This window comes from Comamonas sp. FUJ_7 (assembly GCF_057369555.1).
In genome coordinates this window covers 112064-129384 of the sequence record NZ_JBXXZI010000007.1, presented here as the reverse complement: position 1 = coordinate 129384, position 17321 = coordinate 112064, and the positions used below count along the sequence as shown (strand labels likewise).

The 17321-nt window shown below is 60.0% G+C and carries 15 protein-coding genes; 2 read left to right on the top strand and 13 right to left on the bottom strand.

Translation table 11 applies throughout. The annotated features are described in order from the left end of the window. Positions 1 to 21: 21 nt before the first annotated feature. The 12 genes from hisS to surE form a co-directional block, all read right to left on the bottom strand. Positions 22 to 1290 carry a histidine--tRNA ligase gene (gene hisS / locus AC2I9W_RS12225; protein ID WP_486410312.1) on the bottom strand — a complete coding sequence of 423 codons (1269 nt, stop codon included), beginning with the start codon at positions 1288 to 1290 and terminating at the stop codon, positions 22 to 24. A 235-nt stretch (positions 1291 to 1525) separates the two neighbouring features. After that, on the bottom strand, positions 1526 to 2794 hold the full coding sequence (gene ispG / locus AC2I9W_RS12220) for a flavodoxin-dependent (E)-4-hydroxy-3-methylbut-2-enyl-diphosphate synthase (RefSeq protein WP_486410228.1): 1269 nt from the start codon (positions 2792 to 2794) through the stop codon (positions 1526 to 1528). Between the two features lie 156 nt (positions 2795 to 2950). Next, positions 2951 to 3949, bottom strand: a complete 999-nt coding sequence (locus AC2I9W_RS12215) for a RodZ domain-containing protein (protein ID WP_486410227.1) — start codon at positions 3947 to 3949, stop codon at positions 2951 to 2953. Then, positions 3942 to 4793 carry a type IV pilus biogenesis/stability protein PilW gene (gene pilW / locus AC2I9W_RS12210; RefSeq protein WP_486410226.1) on the bottom strand — a complete coding sequence of 284 codons (852 nt, stop codon included), beginning with the start codon at positions 4791 to 4793 and terminating at the stop codon, positions 3942 to 3944. Before pilW ends, AC2I9W_RS12215 begins: the two co-directional genes overlap by 8 nt. Positions 4794 to 4818: 25 nt before the next feature. Beyond that, positions 4819 to 5940 (bottom strand): dual-specificity RNA methyltransferase RlmN, encoded by a 1122-nt coding sequence (rlmN, locus tag AC2I9W_RS12205; protein ID WP_486410225.1) that lies wholly within the window; start codon positions 5938 to 5940, stop codon positions 4819 to 4821. Between the two features lie 129 nt (positions 5941 to 6069). Further along, on the bottom strand, positions 6070 to 6495 hold the full coding sequence (gene ndk, locus AC2I9W_RS12200; protein ID WP_486410224.1) for a nucleoside-diphosphate kinase: 426 nt from the start codon (positions 6493 to 6495) through the stop codon (positions 6070 to 6072). A gap of 122 nt (positions 6496 to 6617) precedes the next feature. Beyond that, a complete protein-coding gene (locus AC2I9W_RS12195) occupies positions 6618 to 8156 on the bottom strand; it encodes a pseudouridine synthase (protein ID WP_486410223.1) in 1539 nt (512 codons plus the stop codon). Continuing rightward, positions 8153 to 9364, bottom strand: coding sequence for an SMC-Scp complex subunit ScpB (gene scpB, locus AC2I9W_RS12190; protein WP_486410222.1), 1212 nt, complete (start codon positions 9362 to 9364; stop codon positions 8153 to 8155). Before scpB ends, AC2I9W_RS12195 begins: the two co-directional genes overlap by 4 nt. 99 nt (positions 9365 to 9463) lie before the next feature. Next, on the bottom strand, positions 9464 to 10540 hold the full coding sequence (locus tag AC2I9W_RS12185; protein WP_486410221.1) for an RluA family pseudouridine synthase: 1077 nt from the start codon (positions 10538 to 10540) through the stop codon (positions 9464 to 9466). 2 nt (positions 10541 to 10542) lie between these two features. Then, a complete protein-coding gene (locus tag AC2I9W_RS12180) occupies positions 10543 to 11388 on the bottom strand; it encodes a peptidoglycan DD-metalloendopeptidase family protein (RefSeq protein ID WP_486410220.1) in 846 nt (281 codons plus the stop codon). A 13-nt stretch (positions 11389 to 11401) separates the two neighbouring features. Further along, positions 11402 to 12187, bottom strand: a complete 786-nt coding sequence (locus AC2I9W_RS12175) for a protein-L-isoaspartate(D-aspartate) O-methyltransferase (RefSeq protein ID WP_486410219.1) — start codon at positions 12185 to 12187, stop codon at positions 11402 to 11404. Further along, positions 12184 to 12969: a 5'/3'-nucleotidase SurE gene (gene surE, locus AC2I9W_RS12170; RefSeq protein ID WP_486410218.1), complete on the bottom strand. Its 786-nt coding sequence runs from the start codon at positions 12967 to 12969 to the stop codon at positions 12184 to 12186. The genes AC2I9W_RS12175 and surE overlap by 4 nt, the downstream gene beginning before the upstream one ends. A gap of 125 nt (positions 12970 to 13094) precedes the next feature. Here surE and AC2I9W_RS12165 point away from each other — a divergent pair, with 125 nt between their 5' ends. Next, positions 13095 to 14072 (top strand): NADPH:quinone oxidoreductase family protein, encoded by a 978-nt coding sequence (locus AC2I9W_RS12165; RefSeq protein ID WP_486410217.1) that lies wholly within the window; start codon positions 13095 to 13097, stop codon positions 14070 to 14072. 118 nt (positions 14073 to 14190) lie between these two features. Then, the gene (locus AC2I9W_RS12160; protein ID WP_486410216.1) at positions 14191 to 15855 is read left to right on the top strand and encodes a phospholipase D family protein; all 1665 of its coding nucleotides are present in this window, start codon (positions 14191 to 14193) and stop codon (positions 15853 to 15855) included. 56 nt (positions 15856 to 15911) lie between these two features. Here the strand turns inward: AC2I9W_RS12160 and AC2I9W_RS12155 are convergent, their stop codons facing one another. After that, positions 15912 to 17288 (bottom strand): NAD(P)/FAD-dependent oxidoreductase, encoded by a 1377-nt coding sequence (locus AC2I9W_RS12155; protein ID WP_486410215.1) that lies wholly within the window; start codon positions 17286 to 17288, stop codon positions 15912 to 15914. Positions 17289 to 17321: the final 33 nt, after the last annotated feature.

Here is a 17321-nt window from a genome sequence, read left to right as displayed (position 1 = left end):
GTCGGAAAACGAGAGGCGGAATCAGACCGACGATTTTAGGCTGTCGGCCCACTGGGCCACATCGCCCAGCGCCTGCAGCACCTGCTGGCCTTCTCCATCGCGCAGCGACTTCACCGTCACCTTGCCTTGGGCCAGCTCGTCAGCGCCAAAGATCAGGGCAAAGCGTGCGCCCGAACCATCGGCCTTTTTGAACTGGGATTTCATCGAGCCCATGCCCTCGGCAGAGCCGCCAGCCGCAGCGTGCATCTGCACGGCCACACCGGCGGCGCGCAGCTGCTGTACGGTCTTGAAGACCTGAGGCAGTGCCGAAGCATCGGGAATAATGGCGTAGACATCGGCGGCGGGCAGCGGCACTTCGGCACCGATTTCCTTGAGCACTTCGAGCACGCGCTCGACACCCATACCCCAGCCCACGGCCGGTGCGGGCTTGCCACCGATTTCCTCGATCAGGTAGTCATAACGACCGCCGCCACAGATGGTGCCTTGCGATCCCAGCTTGTCGGTAATGAACTCGAACACCGTGAGGTTGTAGTAGTCCATGCCGCGCACCAGGCGCGGGTTCAGGCTCCAGGCCACATCGTTGGCGTCCAGAATGTCCTGCACGGCTTTCAGGTGAGCCTTGGAAGCATCGCCCAAATAATCCATCAGCTTGGGCGCGGCGTTCACCATCTCCTGCATCGCAGGGTTCTTGGTGTCCAGCACGCGCAGCGGGTTGCTGTACATGCGGCGCTTGGCCTCCTCATCCATCACATCGGTGTGTTGCTCAAAGTAGGCAATCAATGCCTCGCGGTGCGCCTTGCGCTCGTCGGGCTGGCCCAGGCTGTTGAGCTCCAGGCGTACGCCGTCGATGCCCAGTTCTTTCCAGAGCTGCGCGGCCAGCAGGATCACCTCGGCATCCAGCTCGGGGCCGGCAAAACCCATGGCTTCCACGCCCACCTGATGAAACTGGCGATAGCGACCACGCTGGGGTCGCTCGTGACGGAACATCTGGCCGATGTAGAACAGGCGCTTGCCGCCTTCGTACAGCAGATTGTTTTCCACCACCGACCGCACCACGCCGGCCGTGCCTTCGGGACGCAGCGTCAGGTGTTCACCGTTGAGCTTGTCTTCGAAGGAGTACATCTCCTTCTCGACGATATCGGTCACCTCACCCAGGCCGCGCACAAACAGGGCTGTGGGCTCGACAATGGGCGTGCGGATATTGCGATAGGCAAAGCGGCCCATGAGATTGCGCACCTTGTCTTCGAACCACTCCCAGCGCGCCGAGTCGGGCGGGAGGATATCGTTCATGCCTTTGACGGCGGTCAGTTTGTCGTTCTTTGCCACGTGAAATCTCACCTTGAGGCCGCTAGCAAAACAAGAGCATACTGCGCTTGGCAACTATGCTCTTCACCTAGAAACCTTATTCAAATCCATACAGATAGTGCGCAAGCAGCTATCAATTCCAATGTCTTGGCTCGCTGGCATTGTGCCAGCAAGCGCAATGACCACCCACATTTCGGGCCGCTATAGATGCAACCAGCGCTCAGGCTTTCTGACCGTAGCGACGCTGCACATAGTCCAGCACCAGCCCCTGAAACTCTTCGGCGATATGCTCGCCCCGCAGCGTCAGGGCTTTTTCACCATCGATGAACACCGGTGCCGCAGGCGCTTCGCCATTGCCGGGCAGGCTGATACCGATGTCGGCATGCTTGCTCTCACCGGGGCCGTTGACGATGCAGCCCATCACGGCCACTTTCATCGCTTCCACGCCTGGGTACTGAGTACGCCACACCGGCATTTCACCGCGCAGAAAGTCGTCGATCTTCTTGGCCAGCTCCTGAAAGGTGGTGCTGGTGGTGCGGCCACAGCCCGGGCAGGCCGTGACGCTGGGCACGAACACGCGCAGCCCCAGAGCCTGCAAAATTTCGGAAGCCACCACGACTTCCTGCGTGCGTGCTTCGCCGGGCTGAGGCGTGAGCGAGACACGAATCGTGTCGCCAATACCTTCTTGCAGCAGCACTGACAATGCAGCGGTCGATGCCACCGTACCCTTGGTGCCCATGCCAGCCTCGGTCAGCCCCAGGTGCAGCGCGTAATCGCAGCGACGCGCCAGCTCGCGGTAGACAGAAATCAAATCCTGCACACCGCTGACCTTGCAGGACAGAATGATGTTGTCGGGGTTAAGGCCGATGTTCTTGGCCAGCTCGGCCGAGGTAATGGCCGAGGTGATCAGCGCCTCGTACATGACTTGGCGCGTATCCCAGGGGTGGGCGCGCTTGCTGTTTTGATCCATCAGCTCGGCCATGATTTCCTGGTCGAGCGAGCCCCAGTTCACACCGATGCGCACGGCCTTGTCGTACTTAGCAGCAATCTCGATCATCTGGCCGAACTGCTTGTCCTTTTTATCGCCCTTGCCCACGTTGCCGGGGTTGATGCGGTACTTGGACAGCGCCTGAGCGCAGTCGGGGTAATCCGTCAGCAGGCGGTGACCGTTGTAGTGGAAGTCACCCACCAGAGGCACGTACTCGCCCATCTTGTCGAGCTGCTCGCGGATATAGGGCACGGCGGCTGCGGCTTCGGGCGTGTTGACGGTGATACGCACCATCTCCGAGCCGGCCTGGGCCAGCTGGCGCACCTGGATGGCCGTTTCCACGGCATCCACGGTGTCGGTATTGGTCATGGACTGCACGCGCACGGGCGCGTCGCCACCCACGGTGACCACGTTGTTGCGCCACACCACCCGGGCCTGACGCGATTTGCGCGGCAGCGGGCTGGCGATGGCAATCGCCTTTTCAGAATCTTGCACTGTCATATTTCAATTATCCAAGCGCTGCTTACAAAACCAGCGCAGCCTTCAGCAAGAGACAGCGAGGAAGGGCCGCCCCGCACCGAGGCTGTCGTTCCCCACCCCTAGCGCGCAGCGCGTAGAGAGAGGAGGAAGCGGCGAAGCCGCTCAGGGGGTGCTTCATCACTTCACTTCGAAACGCGCCACGTTGTCACGTGTGTTCGAGATATCGAGGGGTTCGCCACGTACTGTCACCTGCGTTCCCTTGGCGTTGCCCACAATCACCGACAGAGGCAACTGGCCTTCGGCAGTCGCAGTTTCATCCTTGTTCAGCGTCTTTTCCAAGACCACTTTGCCTGCTCCATCCTTGACCTTGACCCAGGACTGGCCGGTATTGACCTTCAGCACCAGCAAACCTGCTGCAGTACTTGCAGAGGCCACAGCATCCGTAGCGGCAGTGGCTGCCTGAGCGCCAGAATCAGGCGCTGCAACTGCTGCGCCAGAGGAGGCCAGCGAAGCAGTACCTTCAGCCGGCGCAGCGGGTACAGAGTCCGTCGGCGGACCATTCACTGCAGCAGCCGAGCCCAAAGGAGTCTCCACACTTTCCGTCACCTGGGCAGCAGGCTGGGCCACCAAGGCACTCTCTTGCACCGCGTCGCCGGCCTGCTCGTGCACCGCTACCGGCACAGCGCTCCCTCCTGCGTTGTCCGCAGGCTGATGAAAAGGCACAAAATAAACGGCGGCTGCAGCCGCCAGCAACACCAGCACGCCAGCCACAATTTTGCGCGTGCCATTGCTGCCAGAATCCAGGGGCGTGCCCGCACCCTTGAAGTTGCTGCGCACTTTCACGGCTTCATTGATACCAGCGCCCTTGCCAGCCAAACTCTTGATTTCGCGATGCGGCAGCAAAGCCAGAACCGGCTCGGCATCGATATGCAGCGAGCGGCACATGCTCATGGCCAGAGCGCGCATGAAGACATGATCGGGAAAGGCGGCATAGTCATCCGCCTCCAGCGCTTCCAGCTTGTGCTGAGGCACCTTCAAAGTGGCGGCCATCACTGGCAGCTGCATGCGCGCCGCTTCTCGCGCTTGTCGCAGCAGCGTCCCGGCTGTCGTCTGCGCCTGGACTGGCTCAAGCTCTTCGCTTTGCATCGTTTTCTCTTCCACTGCACTCTCACTCATTGAAGGCTCCGCGCTCATAGGCTAACCACTGGCGCGATTGCGGAAAGCGCTCGCGCAATTGATCCGCCTGCTGACGCACTCCGATGTCGTCATGCAATGCTTTGTCGATCTTGATTCCCAGCCAGAGGCTTTCAGCACTGGCCTGGTTGCTATTGTTATTCAAGCGACGAATGTAGAACTGGGCTTTTTTCAGATCACCCTTGAGCCAAAGTACGTTCGCGAGGTTGTAGCCCGCAGCCGGATTGCTCACATCCATTTCGTAGGCGCGAAACATGTTCTGGTAGGCCGCATCCAGCTGCCCTTGCTGCTGGTAGCACATGCCTTTAGCCAACAGCGTCTTGGGCTGCTCACGGTAGCCCGGTGCCTGCAAAGCCCGGTCAAACCACTGCTGGGCCAGATCGAAATGCTTTTGCTGGCACTGCATCCAGCCATAGTTATGAATCTGATTTCCATCGCGCGGATTGAGGTCTACGGCCTTGCGCATGGCGATCTCGGCCTGAGCCCAGTCGCGGTTCTGCATGAGGATCAGACCCAGCAAGCCGTAGGCGTCCGCGTAGTCTGGTTTGGCAGCCAAAGCTTGGCCGACTTCATCCATGGCCACTTCCAGACGACCCGCCTGGAAATAATTGGCAGCCAGCTCCAGCCGAATCTGTGCGCGCCGGCTGGCATCTGCCACTTGATTGGCCGTGGTGCCAACGACAGCGGCCTGGGGCACTGACGTAGAGGACGTGGTGGTGGTCGTGGTCGAGGTGCAGCCCACAAGTGCAGCGACCGCAACCGGCACTCCCCACTGGGCCCACCGACCCCAATGTTGTTCAACCAGTCGCTGTGCCACTGCCCTCATATACCGTCCTTTATTCAAAGCTCCGTCAAGACACCTGCTTGAGCGGGATGGTGCGCTGCTTGGCCATACGCTCGGCAGCACGCGTTCTGTCTTTCACATCTCCGGCCAGCTGTCCGCAGGCTGCATCGATATCGTCGCCACGGGTTTTGCGCACCGTGGTCACAATGCCGGCGTTGCTGAGGATGGAGGCAAACTCCGTCACTCGTGCCGAAGGCGAGCGCAGCAGCCCCGAAGCCGGGAAAGGGTTGAACGGGATCAAGTTGAACTTGCACCAGCTCTTGCCATCGCCACGCGCGCGCACCAACTCTATCAGCTGGCGCGCATGCTCCGGCTGGTCATTGACGCCGTCGAGCATGCAATATTCAAAAGTCAGAAAGTCGCGCGGCGCGAAGTCCAGATAGCGAACGCAGGCATCCAGCAACTCGGCAATCGGATACTTCTTGTTTAGCGGCACCAGGTTGTCGCGCAGCGGATCATTAGGTGCGTGCAGCGACACCGCCAACGCCACGGCGCAGTCCTGCGACAGGCGATCCATCATGGGCACAACACCCGAGGTGGACACCGTCACGCGGCGGCGCGACATGCCATAGCCGTGGTCATCCAACATGACCTTGAGCGCAGGAACCAGGGCACTGTAGTTCTGCAGCGGCTCGCCCATACCCATCATCACCACGTTGGAGATGACGCGCTCATCGGTGCCAAAGCGCTTGCGCAGCGAATGTTCGGCAAACCACAGCTGGGCGAGGATTTCGCCTGTGGTCAGATTGCGGCTAAAGCCCTGATGCCCCGTCGAGCAAAAGCGGCAGCCCACCGCACAACCGGCCTGGGACGAAACACACAACGTGCCGCGGTCGTCCTCAGGAATAAAAACGGATTCAACGGCATTGCCGTCACCCACATCGAACAGCCACTTCACGGTGCCGTCGGCCGAGACATGCTCGGTCACCACAGGCAGTGCGGTGATATGGGCCCGGCTTTTGAGCTTTTCGCGCAAGGACTTGGCCAGATCAGTCATCTGATCAAAGTCGGATGCGCCACGCTGGTGAATCCAGCGGAACAGCTGCGTCGCACGGAAACGCTTCTCCCCGAGCTGCTCGCAATAAGCGGTCAGTCCTTCGAGGTCAAAATCAAGCAAATTAGTCGTCATATCGGCAAGTGGCGAGGCGTCTTGTGAACGGGTGTTGCCACGCCGTGGCCAGCATCTCTTCGCTGACACCGGCCCCGCAATAGCGCGGCACAGGCATCAGCGAATGCATGCTGTAAAGCGAGCGTGGAATTAACGCGAGTACACGTTCATGCCGGGGAAGAAGAAGGCAACTTCCACAGCAGCAGTTTCAGCAGCGTCAGAGCCGTGCACGGCGTTGGCGTCGATGCTGTCGGCGAAGTCGGCGCGGATGGTGCCCTTCTCTGCCTTCTTAGGATCGGTAGCGCCCATCAGTTCGCGGTTTTTCAGGATGGCGTTTTCGCCTTCCAGAGCCTGGATCATCACGGGACCGGAGACCATGAAGTCAACCAGATCCTTGAAGAAAGGACGCTCCTTGTGGACCGCGTAGAACTGCTCGGCTTCTTGACGCGACAGGTGCACCAGCTTGGCAGCCACGATCTTCAGGCCAGCAGCTTCGAAGCGGGCGTAGATTTGGCCGATCACGTTCTTGGCAACTGCGTCGGGCTTGATGATGGAGAGGGTACGTTCGATAGCCATGATGATTAATTCCTAATCAGGGTTACTATGGTTTTTTGCCAAAAGAGCAAAACGGTTGATTTTAGCGGTGCTGCCAGAGACCTTGTAGGCCGGGCTGCACTGAAATACTGACAGCAGACGCTTTAGCGGCCGCCGCGACGACCTCCACCGCCGCCTCCAGGGCGGCGCTTGGCGTTCTGTCGGGCGCGCGAAAGGCTGTCGCTGCCGATATAGCCCACCGAGGTGCGCATGGGATCGGGCTGAGCAGCACTCCCACCAGAGCGGTTGCCCCCCTTGTTGCCGCGCTGACCGTCGCGAGGGTTCTGACCGAAGATGCCACTGGGTGCTGGACGATTGCCATCCCACTCACCGCGGCGCTGACCACCGCCTTCGCGGCGACCTTGAGACGCAGCCCCAAGTCCGTTGCCTCGCGCACCGCCACGAGCCGCATTGCTGCGGTTGCCTCGGTTATTTGCTCCGCGAGAACCGGCATTGCTGCGCTCGACGGGAGAGCGCTCTTTGACGCCGGCAGCCGACATCAAGGCTTGGATATCAGCCTGATCGAGCTCCACCCATGCGCCGCGCTTGAGGCCACGCGGCAGCATCATGGCGCCGTAACGAATACGGATCAGGCGGCTGACCGCATGGCCCACAGCCTCGAACATGCGTCGCACTTCGCGGTTGCGGCCTTCAGAAATGGTCACGCGGTACCAGCAATTGGCTCCTTCGCCACCGCCGTCTTCCACCGTGCCAAAGCTGGCTTCACCGTCTTCAAGCTGCACACCATCCAGCAGACGCTGCTTTTCTTCCTTGCTCAGCGCGCCCAGCACGCGGGCCGCATATTCACGCTCCAGACCGAAACGGGGGTGCATCAGCGAATTTGCCAGCTCACCCGAGCTGGTGAACAGAAGCAGACCTTCGGTGTTCAGATCCAGACGGCCGACCGATTGCCATTTGCCGTGCTGCAGCTTAGGCAGCTTGCGGAACACGGTGGGGCGGTTTTGCGGATCGTCGTGAGTCACCACTTCGCCTACAGGCTTGTGATAGGCAATCACGCGTGCGGGCGGTGGATCGATACGGAAGCGGATGGGCTGGCCGTTGACCTTGACGATGTCGCCAAACTGAATGCGCTGGCCGACGTGAGCGGGTTCGTTGTTGACCGAGATACGGCCTTCGAGAATCAACTGTTCCATCTCCAAACGCGAGCCCATGCCGGCCTGGGCCAGCACTTTGTGCAGCTTCGGCGAATCGACTTGTGGGGCCAGCACACGCTTGGCGGGCATGGCGCTGCCGTTTTCTTCTTCGTCGTCGAAGTCGCCCGAGATCACATCGGCAAAGTCGATGTTCTGACCTTTGGAGGACTTGGAGTCTTTTTGGGGCGCAGCACTTTGTACGTCTGCGCCGTCAGCTACTAAATCTGCAGCATCATCAGCGATGGCTTCCGCGCCCTGCTCTGCTGCAGCTTGCGCGGCTTCGGCACGGGCTTCTTCTGCATGCTTGCGAGCCAGCTTGGCTTCAGCAGCCTGGGTCTTTTTCACCCCCTGCTTGCGCACGGGTGCAGGCTTGCTCGCTGATGCGTCCTTGGGCTTGGCCACGCGGGGCTTGCGTACTTTTTTGGCCGGCTCGGCTTCTGGCGAAGCAGCTGCGGACTCTGGCATCGGGTTCGATGTCTCGTTGTTCATTCCGGTTTTCCTTCGGGGATGACGCCATCGTCATCCTCCACAGTTCGATCATGGGCTGGCACATCGTCATCGACTGCCAGCGAATTGTTCTTGTCCTGTACGGTCTCGTCCTCTTCGTCACCGTAGTCATCTTCGAGAAACGCCTTGAGCCCCACCCATTCGGCGCGACCTGTTTTATTGGCTGCCGGCTTGGACTCTGCCTCTTTGGCTTTAGCCAGCGCTGAAGGCTTGGGCCTCGGTTTGCTAGCCGGTTTGACAGCTGGCTCTGGCCCCGCTTCCACCTTCGTTTCCTGCGGCTCCAGCTCTATGCTTTCGATAGCTGGTTGCGCTTGCTCATCCTGCGTTTGAACCGCATTTAACTCAAACTCTTCGGCAAGTTCTCGCGCTGCACCCTGCGCAGACTCAAGCTCTTCAGCTGCTGCAAGCAACTCTGGCTGCGTCAGCAAGTCTGCAGCGCTCGCCTCAAATGCAGGCAGCTCTGATTCAGCCACTTGTTCTGCCGCTGCTTCTGCAACAACAGACTGTACAAATTCAGCTTCAGTCTGCACAACTTCAGCAGCCTCGGCATCTTGCTCGTCGGCAGAGGCTTCGCCAGCTTGCACCTGTGCATCCACTTCCACACCCTCGCCTGCTTCTGCGCCTTCAACCGCTTCGCCCTCTTCCCCATCCAGCGCCTTGAACAGGCTTTGCTGGGCCTGGGTTTCTTCCAGCATGGGCAGCTGATCCAGCGACTGCAGCCCCAGATCATCGAGAAACTGGCGAGTGGTAGCAAACAAGGCCGGACGGCCCACGGTTTCCCGGTGGCCAATGACTTCAATCCAGCCCCGGTCTTCAAGCTGCTTGATGATCAGGCTGTTCACGGTCACGCCGCGAATGTCCTCGATATCACCCCGCGTGACCGGCTGACGGTAGGCAATGATGGCCAGCGTCTCCAGCGTTGCACGCGTGTACTTGGGCGGCTTTTCGGGGTGCAGCTTATCCAGATACACACGCATTTCGGGGCGGCTTTGAAAACGCCAGCCCGAAGCCACCTGCACCAGTTCCACGCCCTTGAGGGCCCAGTCCTTTTGCAAGTCCAGCAGCAAATCCTTGATCGTATCCGAGCCCAGCACATCATCAAAAAGTGAGCGCAGTTCCCGCAGCGTCGCAGGCTGCGGTGCACAAATCAATGCTGTTTCAAGAACCCGCTTGGCATCTACCGTATTCATGGGCGCAGCGTTTCGGGAGCGGCTGTCGCACCAAGTGTGGTGGGACGCCAGATTCTAAGAAGTGAGGGAAGCGCCCCAGAGTTGCCATGCGAGTGATGGTCAGAGGCTTTCGGGCAGATTGTAACGCAGACCCCATAAATCCAGTGCTGCAGCCATGTCTTGCGGCAATGGCGCGTAGTGAACCATCGGCTGTTTCGTCACAGGATGCTCAAAAGCCAGCCTGAATGCATGCAGCGCCTGACGCTCCAGCCCCCCTTCGGGATGGCCGCCATACAACGCATCGGCAATCAGCGGGTGCCCCAGCGATGCCATGTGCACGCGAATCTGGTGCGTGCGGCCCGTGTGCAGCGTGCAGCGCACCAGGCTATGCGTTGCGTCACCATCCAGCAGATCAAAGTCCGTCTGTGCGGCCTTGCCGGGGTGCAGACTCAGGTCCACCACGGCCATGCGCAGGCGGTTGCGCGGGTCGCGGCCAATGGGTGCGCTGACTTCGCGGTGCTTGCGTGCACCCCAGTCCTTGTGAGCAATGGCCAGGTACTGACGACTCACATCACGCGCCGCAATCATTTTGATAAGCGCATCCATGGTGCTGCGGTTGCGCGCCACCACCATGAGGCCGCTGGTGTCCTTGTCCAGCCGATGAACAATGCCCGCACGCGGCACCTGGCGCGCTTTTTCGTCGCGCGCCAGCAGGCCGTTAAGCAGCGTACCCGTCCAGTTACCTGGCGCGGGGTGCACCACCAGACCCGCAGGCTTGTTGATGACCAGCAGATCGTCGTCTTCATAGACCACCTGCAAATCCATGGCTTCGGGCTGGAAGGCCATGGATTGCTGGGTGGGCCGCATTTCCACGCAGAGCTTGTCGCCCACAGCCACCTTGGCCGAGGGCTTGACCAGCACCTTTCCGTTGAGGGTGACTGCTCCATCGGCCAGCAGTTGCTGCAGATAGCTGCGCGAGAACTCTGACACGCCCTGCGCCAGCGCCTTGTCGGCACGCTGGCCGTGAAGCTCGGCTGTGACACTCAGCTCGCGCTGCTCGACCTCTGGTCCGCCAACAGCGTCTTCGGCCGACTCGTCCCAGCTGGATTCAGCGGTATCTGTCATGCTCTGCGCCTCAGAAGACACAAGCCCCTGCAGGGCAGGGGCTTGAGAGGCTTGTTTACGTTGTCCAGCCATGCTCAGCGCGAAGGCAGGTAACGCGATGGGTCAACAGGCTTGCCCTGGCGACGCACTTCAAAGTGCAGCTTGACGCGGTCGGCGTCGGTGCTGCCCATCTCGGCAATCTTCTGGCCCTTTTTCACCGATTGATCTTCCTTGACCAGCAGCGACTGGTTGTGGGCATAGGCCGTCAGATAGGTGTTGTTGTGCTTGAGGATGATCAGGTTGCCGTAGCCACGCAGGCCTGCACCTGCATACACAACGCGACCATCAGCCGCTGCAACCACGGGGTCACCGGCCTTTCCAGCGATGTCGTAACCCTTGTTGCGCGCTTCGTCAAAACCAGCAATCAGAGAACCGCTGGCTGGCCAGATGAAATTCACATCGTCTGCACCCTTGGCCACAGGCGTAGTAGTCGCCGGTGTCGATGGCACAGGCGCTGCAGTAGCTGCCGGCGCTGTCGTCGCCGCCGTACTTCCGCTGCCCACCACCACAGGAGCCACGGCGCGTCCGGAGCCGCTCGAGCCGACGGATGCATCACGTCCTGGTGGCACTACGCGCACCACCTGACCGACTTCGATCACATTCGGATTGTCCAGATTGCTCCAGCGAGCAATGTCTTTCCAGCTCTGACCATGTTCGAGGCCGACTCTGATCAGCGTGTCACCGGGCTTGATGGTGTAGTAACCTGGCTTGCCCGCGTTTTCTGCACCAGGCAGCGATTTGACGTCCACAGTGGACGATGAGGAGGCCGACTGTCCGCGATCCTCCACAGGAGCCCTGTTTGCTTGGGTAGAGCAACCGGCCAGGATGACACCCGCCAGCACAGCCGTTCCCAATGCACCAAGACTTCGCGATACCAACATAAGCTATTCCCTTCTAGGCGATCCCCGATTTTAGAGGGACAAAGTTGACTGCTTCCAAAACTGTCTGCGTAAACCCGTGTGAACTCTTGTCAATCACCAGCAGAGCCTGCTTGCCTGCTCCCACCACCACCGGCGCGACCAGTCGTCCTCCCACAGCCAGCTGCTCACACCACTGCAGCGGAACTGCGTCACCGCCAGCTGCAGAAATAATGCCAGCGTAAGGAGCTCCGGTCGCGAAGCCCGCCATACCATCCCCAAGGATCAGGTGCACATTGGACAGGCGCATGGGACGCAGATTGGCTCGCGCCTTTTCATGCAATCCACGCAAACGTTCTATCGAATAAACCTCTTTGGTCACCATGGACAAGACAGCCGCCTGATAGCCGCAGCCCGTGCCGACCTCCAGCACACGCCCCTGTCCGCTACGGGCAGCATCACTATCTAGCAGCAGCTCAATCATGCGAGCCACCACACTGGGCTTGGAGATGGTCTGCCCTAGACCAATGGGCAAACTCGTGTCTTCATACGCCTGATTGACTAGGGCACTATCGACGAAGCGGTGGCGCTCCACCGTAGCCATTGCCTGTAGCACCGCAGCATTTTTCACGCCTGAAGCACCAATGCGCTGAGCCATGCGGGCTCTCACGGTCGAAGAGTCCAGCCCGACCCCCGCTGGCGCAGCAGCCACGCGAAGCGGATTGATAGACCGAGGGGCCTGGGGCGAACGAGCAGCGCCCATTCCCGTCTGAACGGAACGCGCAATCCAGCCAGGCACCTGGGGCGAACGACGCTCACTCACGATGCTGCCGCCTGTTTTTCAACCTGCCCCATCAGCTTGCTGGCAGTCTGAGCCCAGTAACCGAGGTTTTCATGATCGGTCAAATCGACCTTCAGCGGCGTCATGGCCACATGACCATGGGCCGTGGCATGAAAGTCCGTGCCTTCGGAATCATCCTTGGCCGCGCCCGCGCTGCCGATCCAGTACATGGTCTCACCACGCGGGCTTTGCTGCACCACGGCCTGCTCAGCCGAGTGACGCCGCCCCAGACGGCACAGCTTGACGCTCTTGAGTGCATCCAGCGGCATATTGGGAATATTCACATTCAACAGCCAAGGCAAAGCACCAATCAACTGCTGGCTTTGCATGTCCTGCACCATCTGGCGCGCGGTGGCCGCTGCAGCCTCCAGCTCGGCCCAGCCTTTGTCGACCTGCGAGAAGGCAATCGACGGAATGCCAAAAAGATAGCCTTCCATGGCAGCGCCAACGGTGCCCGAGTAAATCGTGTCGTCACCCATATTGGCGCCGTTATTGATGCCCGAGACCACCAGATCAGGCCGGTAGCCCAGCAAGCCCGTCAGCGCAATATGCACGCAGTCGGCGGGCGTGCCGTTCACATAGCGAAAGCCGTTATAGGCCTTGTGCACATACAGTGGCGCATTGAGCGTCAAAGCGTTCGACTTGGCACTGTTGTTGTGCTCGGGAGCCACCACCTCCACGTCCGCCACGGTGCGCAGCGCATCGTGCAAAGCCACGATACCGGGGGCCTGAAAGCCGTCGTCATTGCAAATAAGAATCTTCATGGATGAGGCGGATTGTAGGCGGCTCCAAGGTCACAACAGAGACACGCTGCATTCGCACCACACTTCTATCATCGGCTGGACAATTCCATCCCCCATCTCACACTCAGAAGATCCGGAGACACGATATGCATGCATGGCTTTGCACCACCCCAACCGGGGTCGAGACCCTGCAATGGACCGAGCAGCCCACACCCCAGCCAGGCCCCGGCCAGGTACTGCTGGAGGTCAAGGCCGCCAGCCTGAACTTTCCCGACCTGCTGATCGTGCAGAACAAGTACCAGATCAAGCCCCCTCTGCCCTTTGTGCCCGGCTCGGAATACGCGGGCGTAGTACAGGCCGTGGGCGAAGGGATCGAGCATCTCAAGGTGGGCCAGCCTGTGGCCTGCCTTTCGGGCACAGGCGGCTTTGCTACCCATACGCTAGCACCTGCCGCAATGTGCATGCCGCTTCCAGGCAATTTTCCGTTTGTAGATGCCGCAGCCTTCATCATGACCTATGCCACCAGCCACCATGCGCTGATCGACCGCGCCCAGCTCAAGGCGGGCGAGACTGTGCTGGTGCTGGGCGCAGCAGGCGGTGTGGGCACGGCTGCCATCCAGATTGCCAAGGCCGCCGGTGCCCGCGTGATTGCCGCCGCATCGAGCGACGAAAAATGCGCGCTGTGCAAGAAACAAGGAGCGGACGCCACAATCAACTACAGCCAGGGAGATCTGCGCGAAGCCATCAAGGCCGCCACCGATGGCAAAGGCCCCGATGTGATCTACGACCCCGTGGGTGGTGATTTTGCCGAGCCCGCGTTTCGCTCGATCGCCTGGCGCGGTCGCTATCTGGTGATCGGCTTTGCCTCCGGCCCCATTCCCTCGCTGCCGCTGAATCTGCCGCTGCTCAAGGGTGCCTCACTGGTCGGCGTGTTCTGGGGCGACTTCGCCAAGCGCGAGCCACAGAACAACGCGGCCATGATGCAGGAGCTGGCCCAATGGTACGCACAGGGCAAGATCAAGCCTGTGATCGACCGCACCATGCCCATGAGCGAGCTGTTCGCCGCCTATGAGCGCATGGGCTCACGCCAGGTGCAGGGCAAGCTGGTACTGGTCAACACCTAAAGACCTCCTGACGGGCTGACAAGCGCCTCTACACACCCGTCAACTCAGGGCAAAGCAAGCCGCTCAAGGCAATGGAGCGCGCCCTCAGTTCGCCAAAGCACTGCGGCATACTCCTGCCATGCAACAGATACTGGCTTCCCGCTCCGCACCCTCACAGCAGCAGCCATCAACAAAGCGCTTGCTGTGGGCTGCCCTGCTGAGCCTGGCGCTGAGCGCCTGCAGCCTTCCCCCTCAAACGGATCGTCCTTCATCGCACGCCTTGAGCAGCGAGCAGGCTCTGCAAACCCGCCTGGGACAAGCCCTGGAGCCTCTGCAACAACAGCATCCAGGAAAAAGTGGCATTCATATGCTGGCGGATGCCCATGATGCCTATGCCGCTCGCGCCCTGCTGGCCCGCACAGCAGAGCGCACACTGGACGTTCAGTACTACATCTGGCGCAACGACACCACGGGCCACCTTCTGCTCAACGAGTTGCTGCACGCAGCCGACCGCGACGTGCGTGTACGCCTGCTTCTGGACGATGGCGGCACCAGTGGCATGGACGCCATCTTGTCCGCTCTGGATCAGCACCCCAATATCGAAGTACGTTTGTTCAACCCCTTTGTGTTGCGCACGCCCAAAGCCATTGGCTACCTGACTGACTTCGCGCGAACTCAGCGGCGCATGCACAACAAAAGCTATACCGCCGATTCCACGATCTCTATCGTTGGCGGGCGCAATATTGGCGATGAGTACTTTGCCGCCACCGACGGCGTACTGTTTGCTGATCTTGACGTGGTGGCCGCAGGAAGTGTCGTCAAAGAGATCGCGGCCGATTTCGACCGCTACTGGAACAGTCCGTCGGCATATTCGACTTCCAGCCTGCTTCCCGACATGCCCCAGCAGGCCAAGGAAAAAGTCTATGAGGGCCTTCGTACGGATGTTCAGCGCTCAGAATCCCAGGCTTATGCCGAAGCCGTGCACAACAGCCGCTTCAGCACCGACCTGCTGGCAGGAAACCTGCCCATGCAATGGGCTGAGACCTCACTGGTCAGCGACGACCCTGCCAAGGTACTGCGTCATGCACGCCCTGAAGACCTGATGCTCTCCCAGCTAACACCAGTCATCGGTGAGCCGCATCAGCTTTTGGAGGTGGTTTCCCCCTATTTCGTACCCACACAAACAGGGGTCGATGCTTTTGGCAAATTGCGTCAGCAAGGCATACGCGTACGCATTCTGACCAACAGCCTTGAAGCCACCGATGTCGTCGCAGTCCATGCAGGCTATGAAAAGTACCGCAAGCCCTTGCTGAAAACTGGCGTAGAGCTTTATGAAATGCGCAGCCAGATTGAACTGCGCCCCAAGGCAGCCCGGTCCGCCTCGACTCCCCAGCAGCCCCGTCGCAATTCGCCTTCGCCAGCAGCGTTGAGCGGCAGCGGTGCCAATTCCACTCCCGGCAGCTCAGGCGCCAGCCTGCACGCCAAGACTTTTGCCATTGATGGCCAGCGCCTGTTTGTCGGCTCATTCAATTTCGATCCACGCTCGGCCGTCATCAATACCGAAATGGGGGTCGTCATCAAAGACCCCGAGCTGAGCCAGCAGATCTCACAAAACCTGGACAAGCACCTGCCGCTAATGGCCTACAAGGTCGAGCTTAATGAAAGCAACAGGCTGACCTGGACTGGTCAGAACCCGCAAGCCCCCCATGAAATCCAGCGCTTTGACACAGACCCTGGTACGAGTTGGTTCAAGAGATTGATGGTTCGCATCATGAGCTGGCTCCCCATCGAAGGTCTGCTCTGACAGCCCATAGCCCATGGACGGAAGGCTGTGACGCCCGCAGCCTTCTTGAGTTCACTTCAGTCCAGTCGAATCGACGGCCTCAGTCGCGCATTCATCAGATCAATCAGCCAGAGCAGACCGCCGCGCCAAAAGCCGTAAATGCGTGCCTGGTGTGATCGGTACAGCATGATGTGACTGAGCATGGCCAACCGCCCCCGGATCACACCACCATTGAACAGGCCGAACTTGCCCAGAGAACCATAGGCGTCGTAATGCGCAAGCGACACCAGCGCACCGAAGTCTCTGTAGGCAAACCCCACGGACTTGGCCCCCGGACGTTCCAGCACATGAGGCAAGGTCTCAATCAAATAACGGGCCTGCTGATGTGCCACCTGAGCCGTAGGAGGCAAAGGCACCTCATGACCCGGCAAGGTGTAGCTTGCGCAATCGCCCAGCGCATAAATATCCGGATCACTGGTCTGCATCTCGTCATTGACCAGGAGTTGATTGCTGCGCGTGGTCTGCAAGCCCAGTTGCGTCAGGAATTCCGGAGCTTTCACACCTGCTGCCCAGACTCTTAAGCCTGCAGGGATGAGCTCACCATTAGCCAATTCAAAGCCTTCAGTCGTTGCACGGCTGACACGCCCTCCCAGCACAACCGAGACACCGAGCGCCTGCAGGCGCACGCGAGTCGCTTCCGATATCTCTTCCGGAAAGCTGGGCAGCAAACGCAAGCCAGCCTCAATCAGCACAATGCGAAACTTCGCTGCCGCCCCCAGCACGCCATAAGCCCGAGCACTTTCTGCCAACTGCACAAGCTCAGCGGCCAACTCCACCCCTGTGGCACCACCACCCACAATGGCAACCTGGAGTTGCTCACCGCTGGTCATGCACCGCAGCATGCGCAAGCGTATTTCCTGATTGAAGGCATCCGCCTTGCGGCGGGAATCGATCATGAAGCAATGCTCATTCACTCCCGGCGTTCCAAAGTCATTGGCCCCACTGCCTACAGCAATAACCAGCTTGTCATAAGGCAAGCGCCTGCCAGCCACAAGGACACGACCATCAGGAGCGTGGATAGGAGCCAGCAATATTTCGTGCGCTTCTCGATCCAAGCCACACATCTCGCCAGGCTGATAGGCAAATTTGGCGTCTGCAGCTTGGGCCAGATAGGTAGTCTGCTGCTGTGCCAGATCCCTAGTACCAGCCGCAATGGTGTGCAGCATGGGCTTCCAGACATGGGCGGAGTCACTGTCCACCAGCGTCACGGTATCCACACATGTGCTTTTGAGCTTGCCAAATGCAGTCGCCACTTCCAGCCCGGCAACGCCGCCCCCCACAACCACAATCCGCGCGCCCCCGTTTCGAGCCTGACGAGGCAGCGCATGCCCCTTCTCTTGCTCCTGCGGTAAGAGCTGCTCGCTCCGCTCTGCTTGATTGCCTGCAATTTCCATGAACGCCCCTACCATACGCCTGAATTGACGAAA

Bases quoted from the DNA above. Each gene is read 5' to 3' on its own strand.
- pilW (WP_486410226.1), bottom strand. From the start codon at position 4,793: ATGAGGGCAGTGGCACAGCGACTGGTTGAACAACATTGGGGTCGGTGG.
- surE (WP_486410218.1), bottom strand. From the start codon at position 12,969: ATGAAGATTCTTATTTGCAATGACGACGGCTTTCAGGCCCCCGGTATC.
- scpB (WP_486410222.1), bottom strand. From the start codon at position 9,364: ATGAATACGGTAGATGCCAAGCGGGTTCTTGAAACAGCATTGATTTGT.
- AC2I9W_RS12160 (WP_486410216.1), top strand. From the start codon at position 14,191: ATGCAACAGATACTGGCTTCCCGCTCCGCACCCTCACAGCAGCAGCCA.
- AC2I9W_RS12185 (WP_486410221.1), bottom strand. From the start codon at position 10,540: ATGGCTGGACAACGTAAACAAGCCTCTCAAGCCCCTGCCCTGCAGGGG.
- AC2I9W_RS12165 (WP_486410217.1), top strand. From the start codon at position 13,095: ATGCATGCATGGCTTTGCACCACCCCAACCGGGGTCGAGACCCTGCAA.
- ispG (WP_486410228.1), bottom strand. From the start codon at position 2,794: ATGACAGTGCAAGATTCTGAAAAGGCGATTGCCATCGCCAGCCCGCTG.
- rlmN (WP_486410225.1), bottom strand. From the start codon at position 5,940: ATGACGACTAATTTGCTTGATTTTGACCTCGAAGGACTGACCGCTTAT.
- AC2I9W_RS12215 (WP_486410227.1), bottom strand. From the start codon at position 3,949: ATGAGTGAGAGTGCAGTGGAAGAGAAAACGATGCAAAGCGAAGAGCTT.
- AC2I9W_RS12195 (WP_486410223.1), bottom strand. From the start codon at position 8,156: ATGAACAACGAGACATCGAACCCGATGCCAGAGTCCGCAGCTGCTTCG.
- AC2I9W_RS12155 (WP_486410215.1), bottom strand. From the start codon at position 17,288: ATGGAAATTGCAGGCAATCAAGCAGAGCGGAGCGAGCAGCTCTTACCG.
- AC2I9W_RS12180 (WP_486410220.1), bottom strand. From the start codon at position 11,388: ATGTTGGTATCGCGAAGTCTTGGTGCATTGGGAACGGCTGTGCTGGCG.
- ndk (WP_486410224.1), bottom strand. From the start codon at position 6,495: ATGGCTATCGAACGTACCCTCTCCATCATCAAGCCCGACGCAGTTGCC.
- hisS (WP_486410312.1), bottom strand. From the start codon at position 1,290: ATGAACGATATCCTCCCGCCCGACTCGGCGCGCTGGGAGTGGTTCGAA.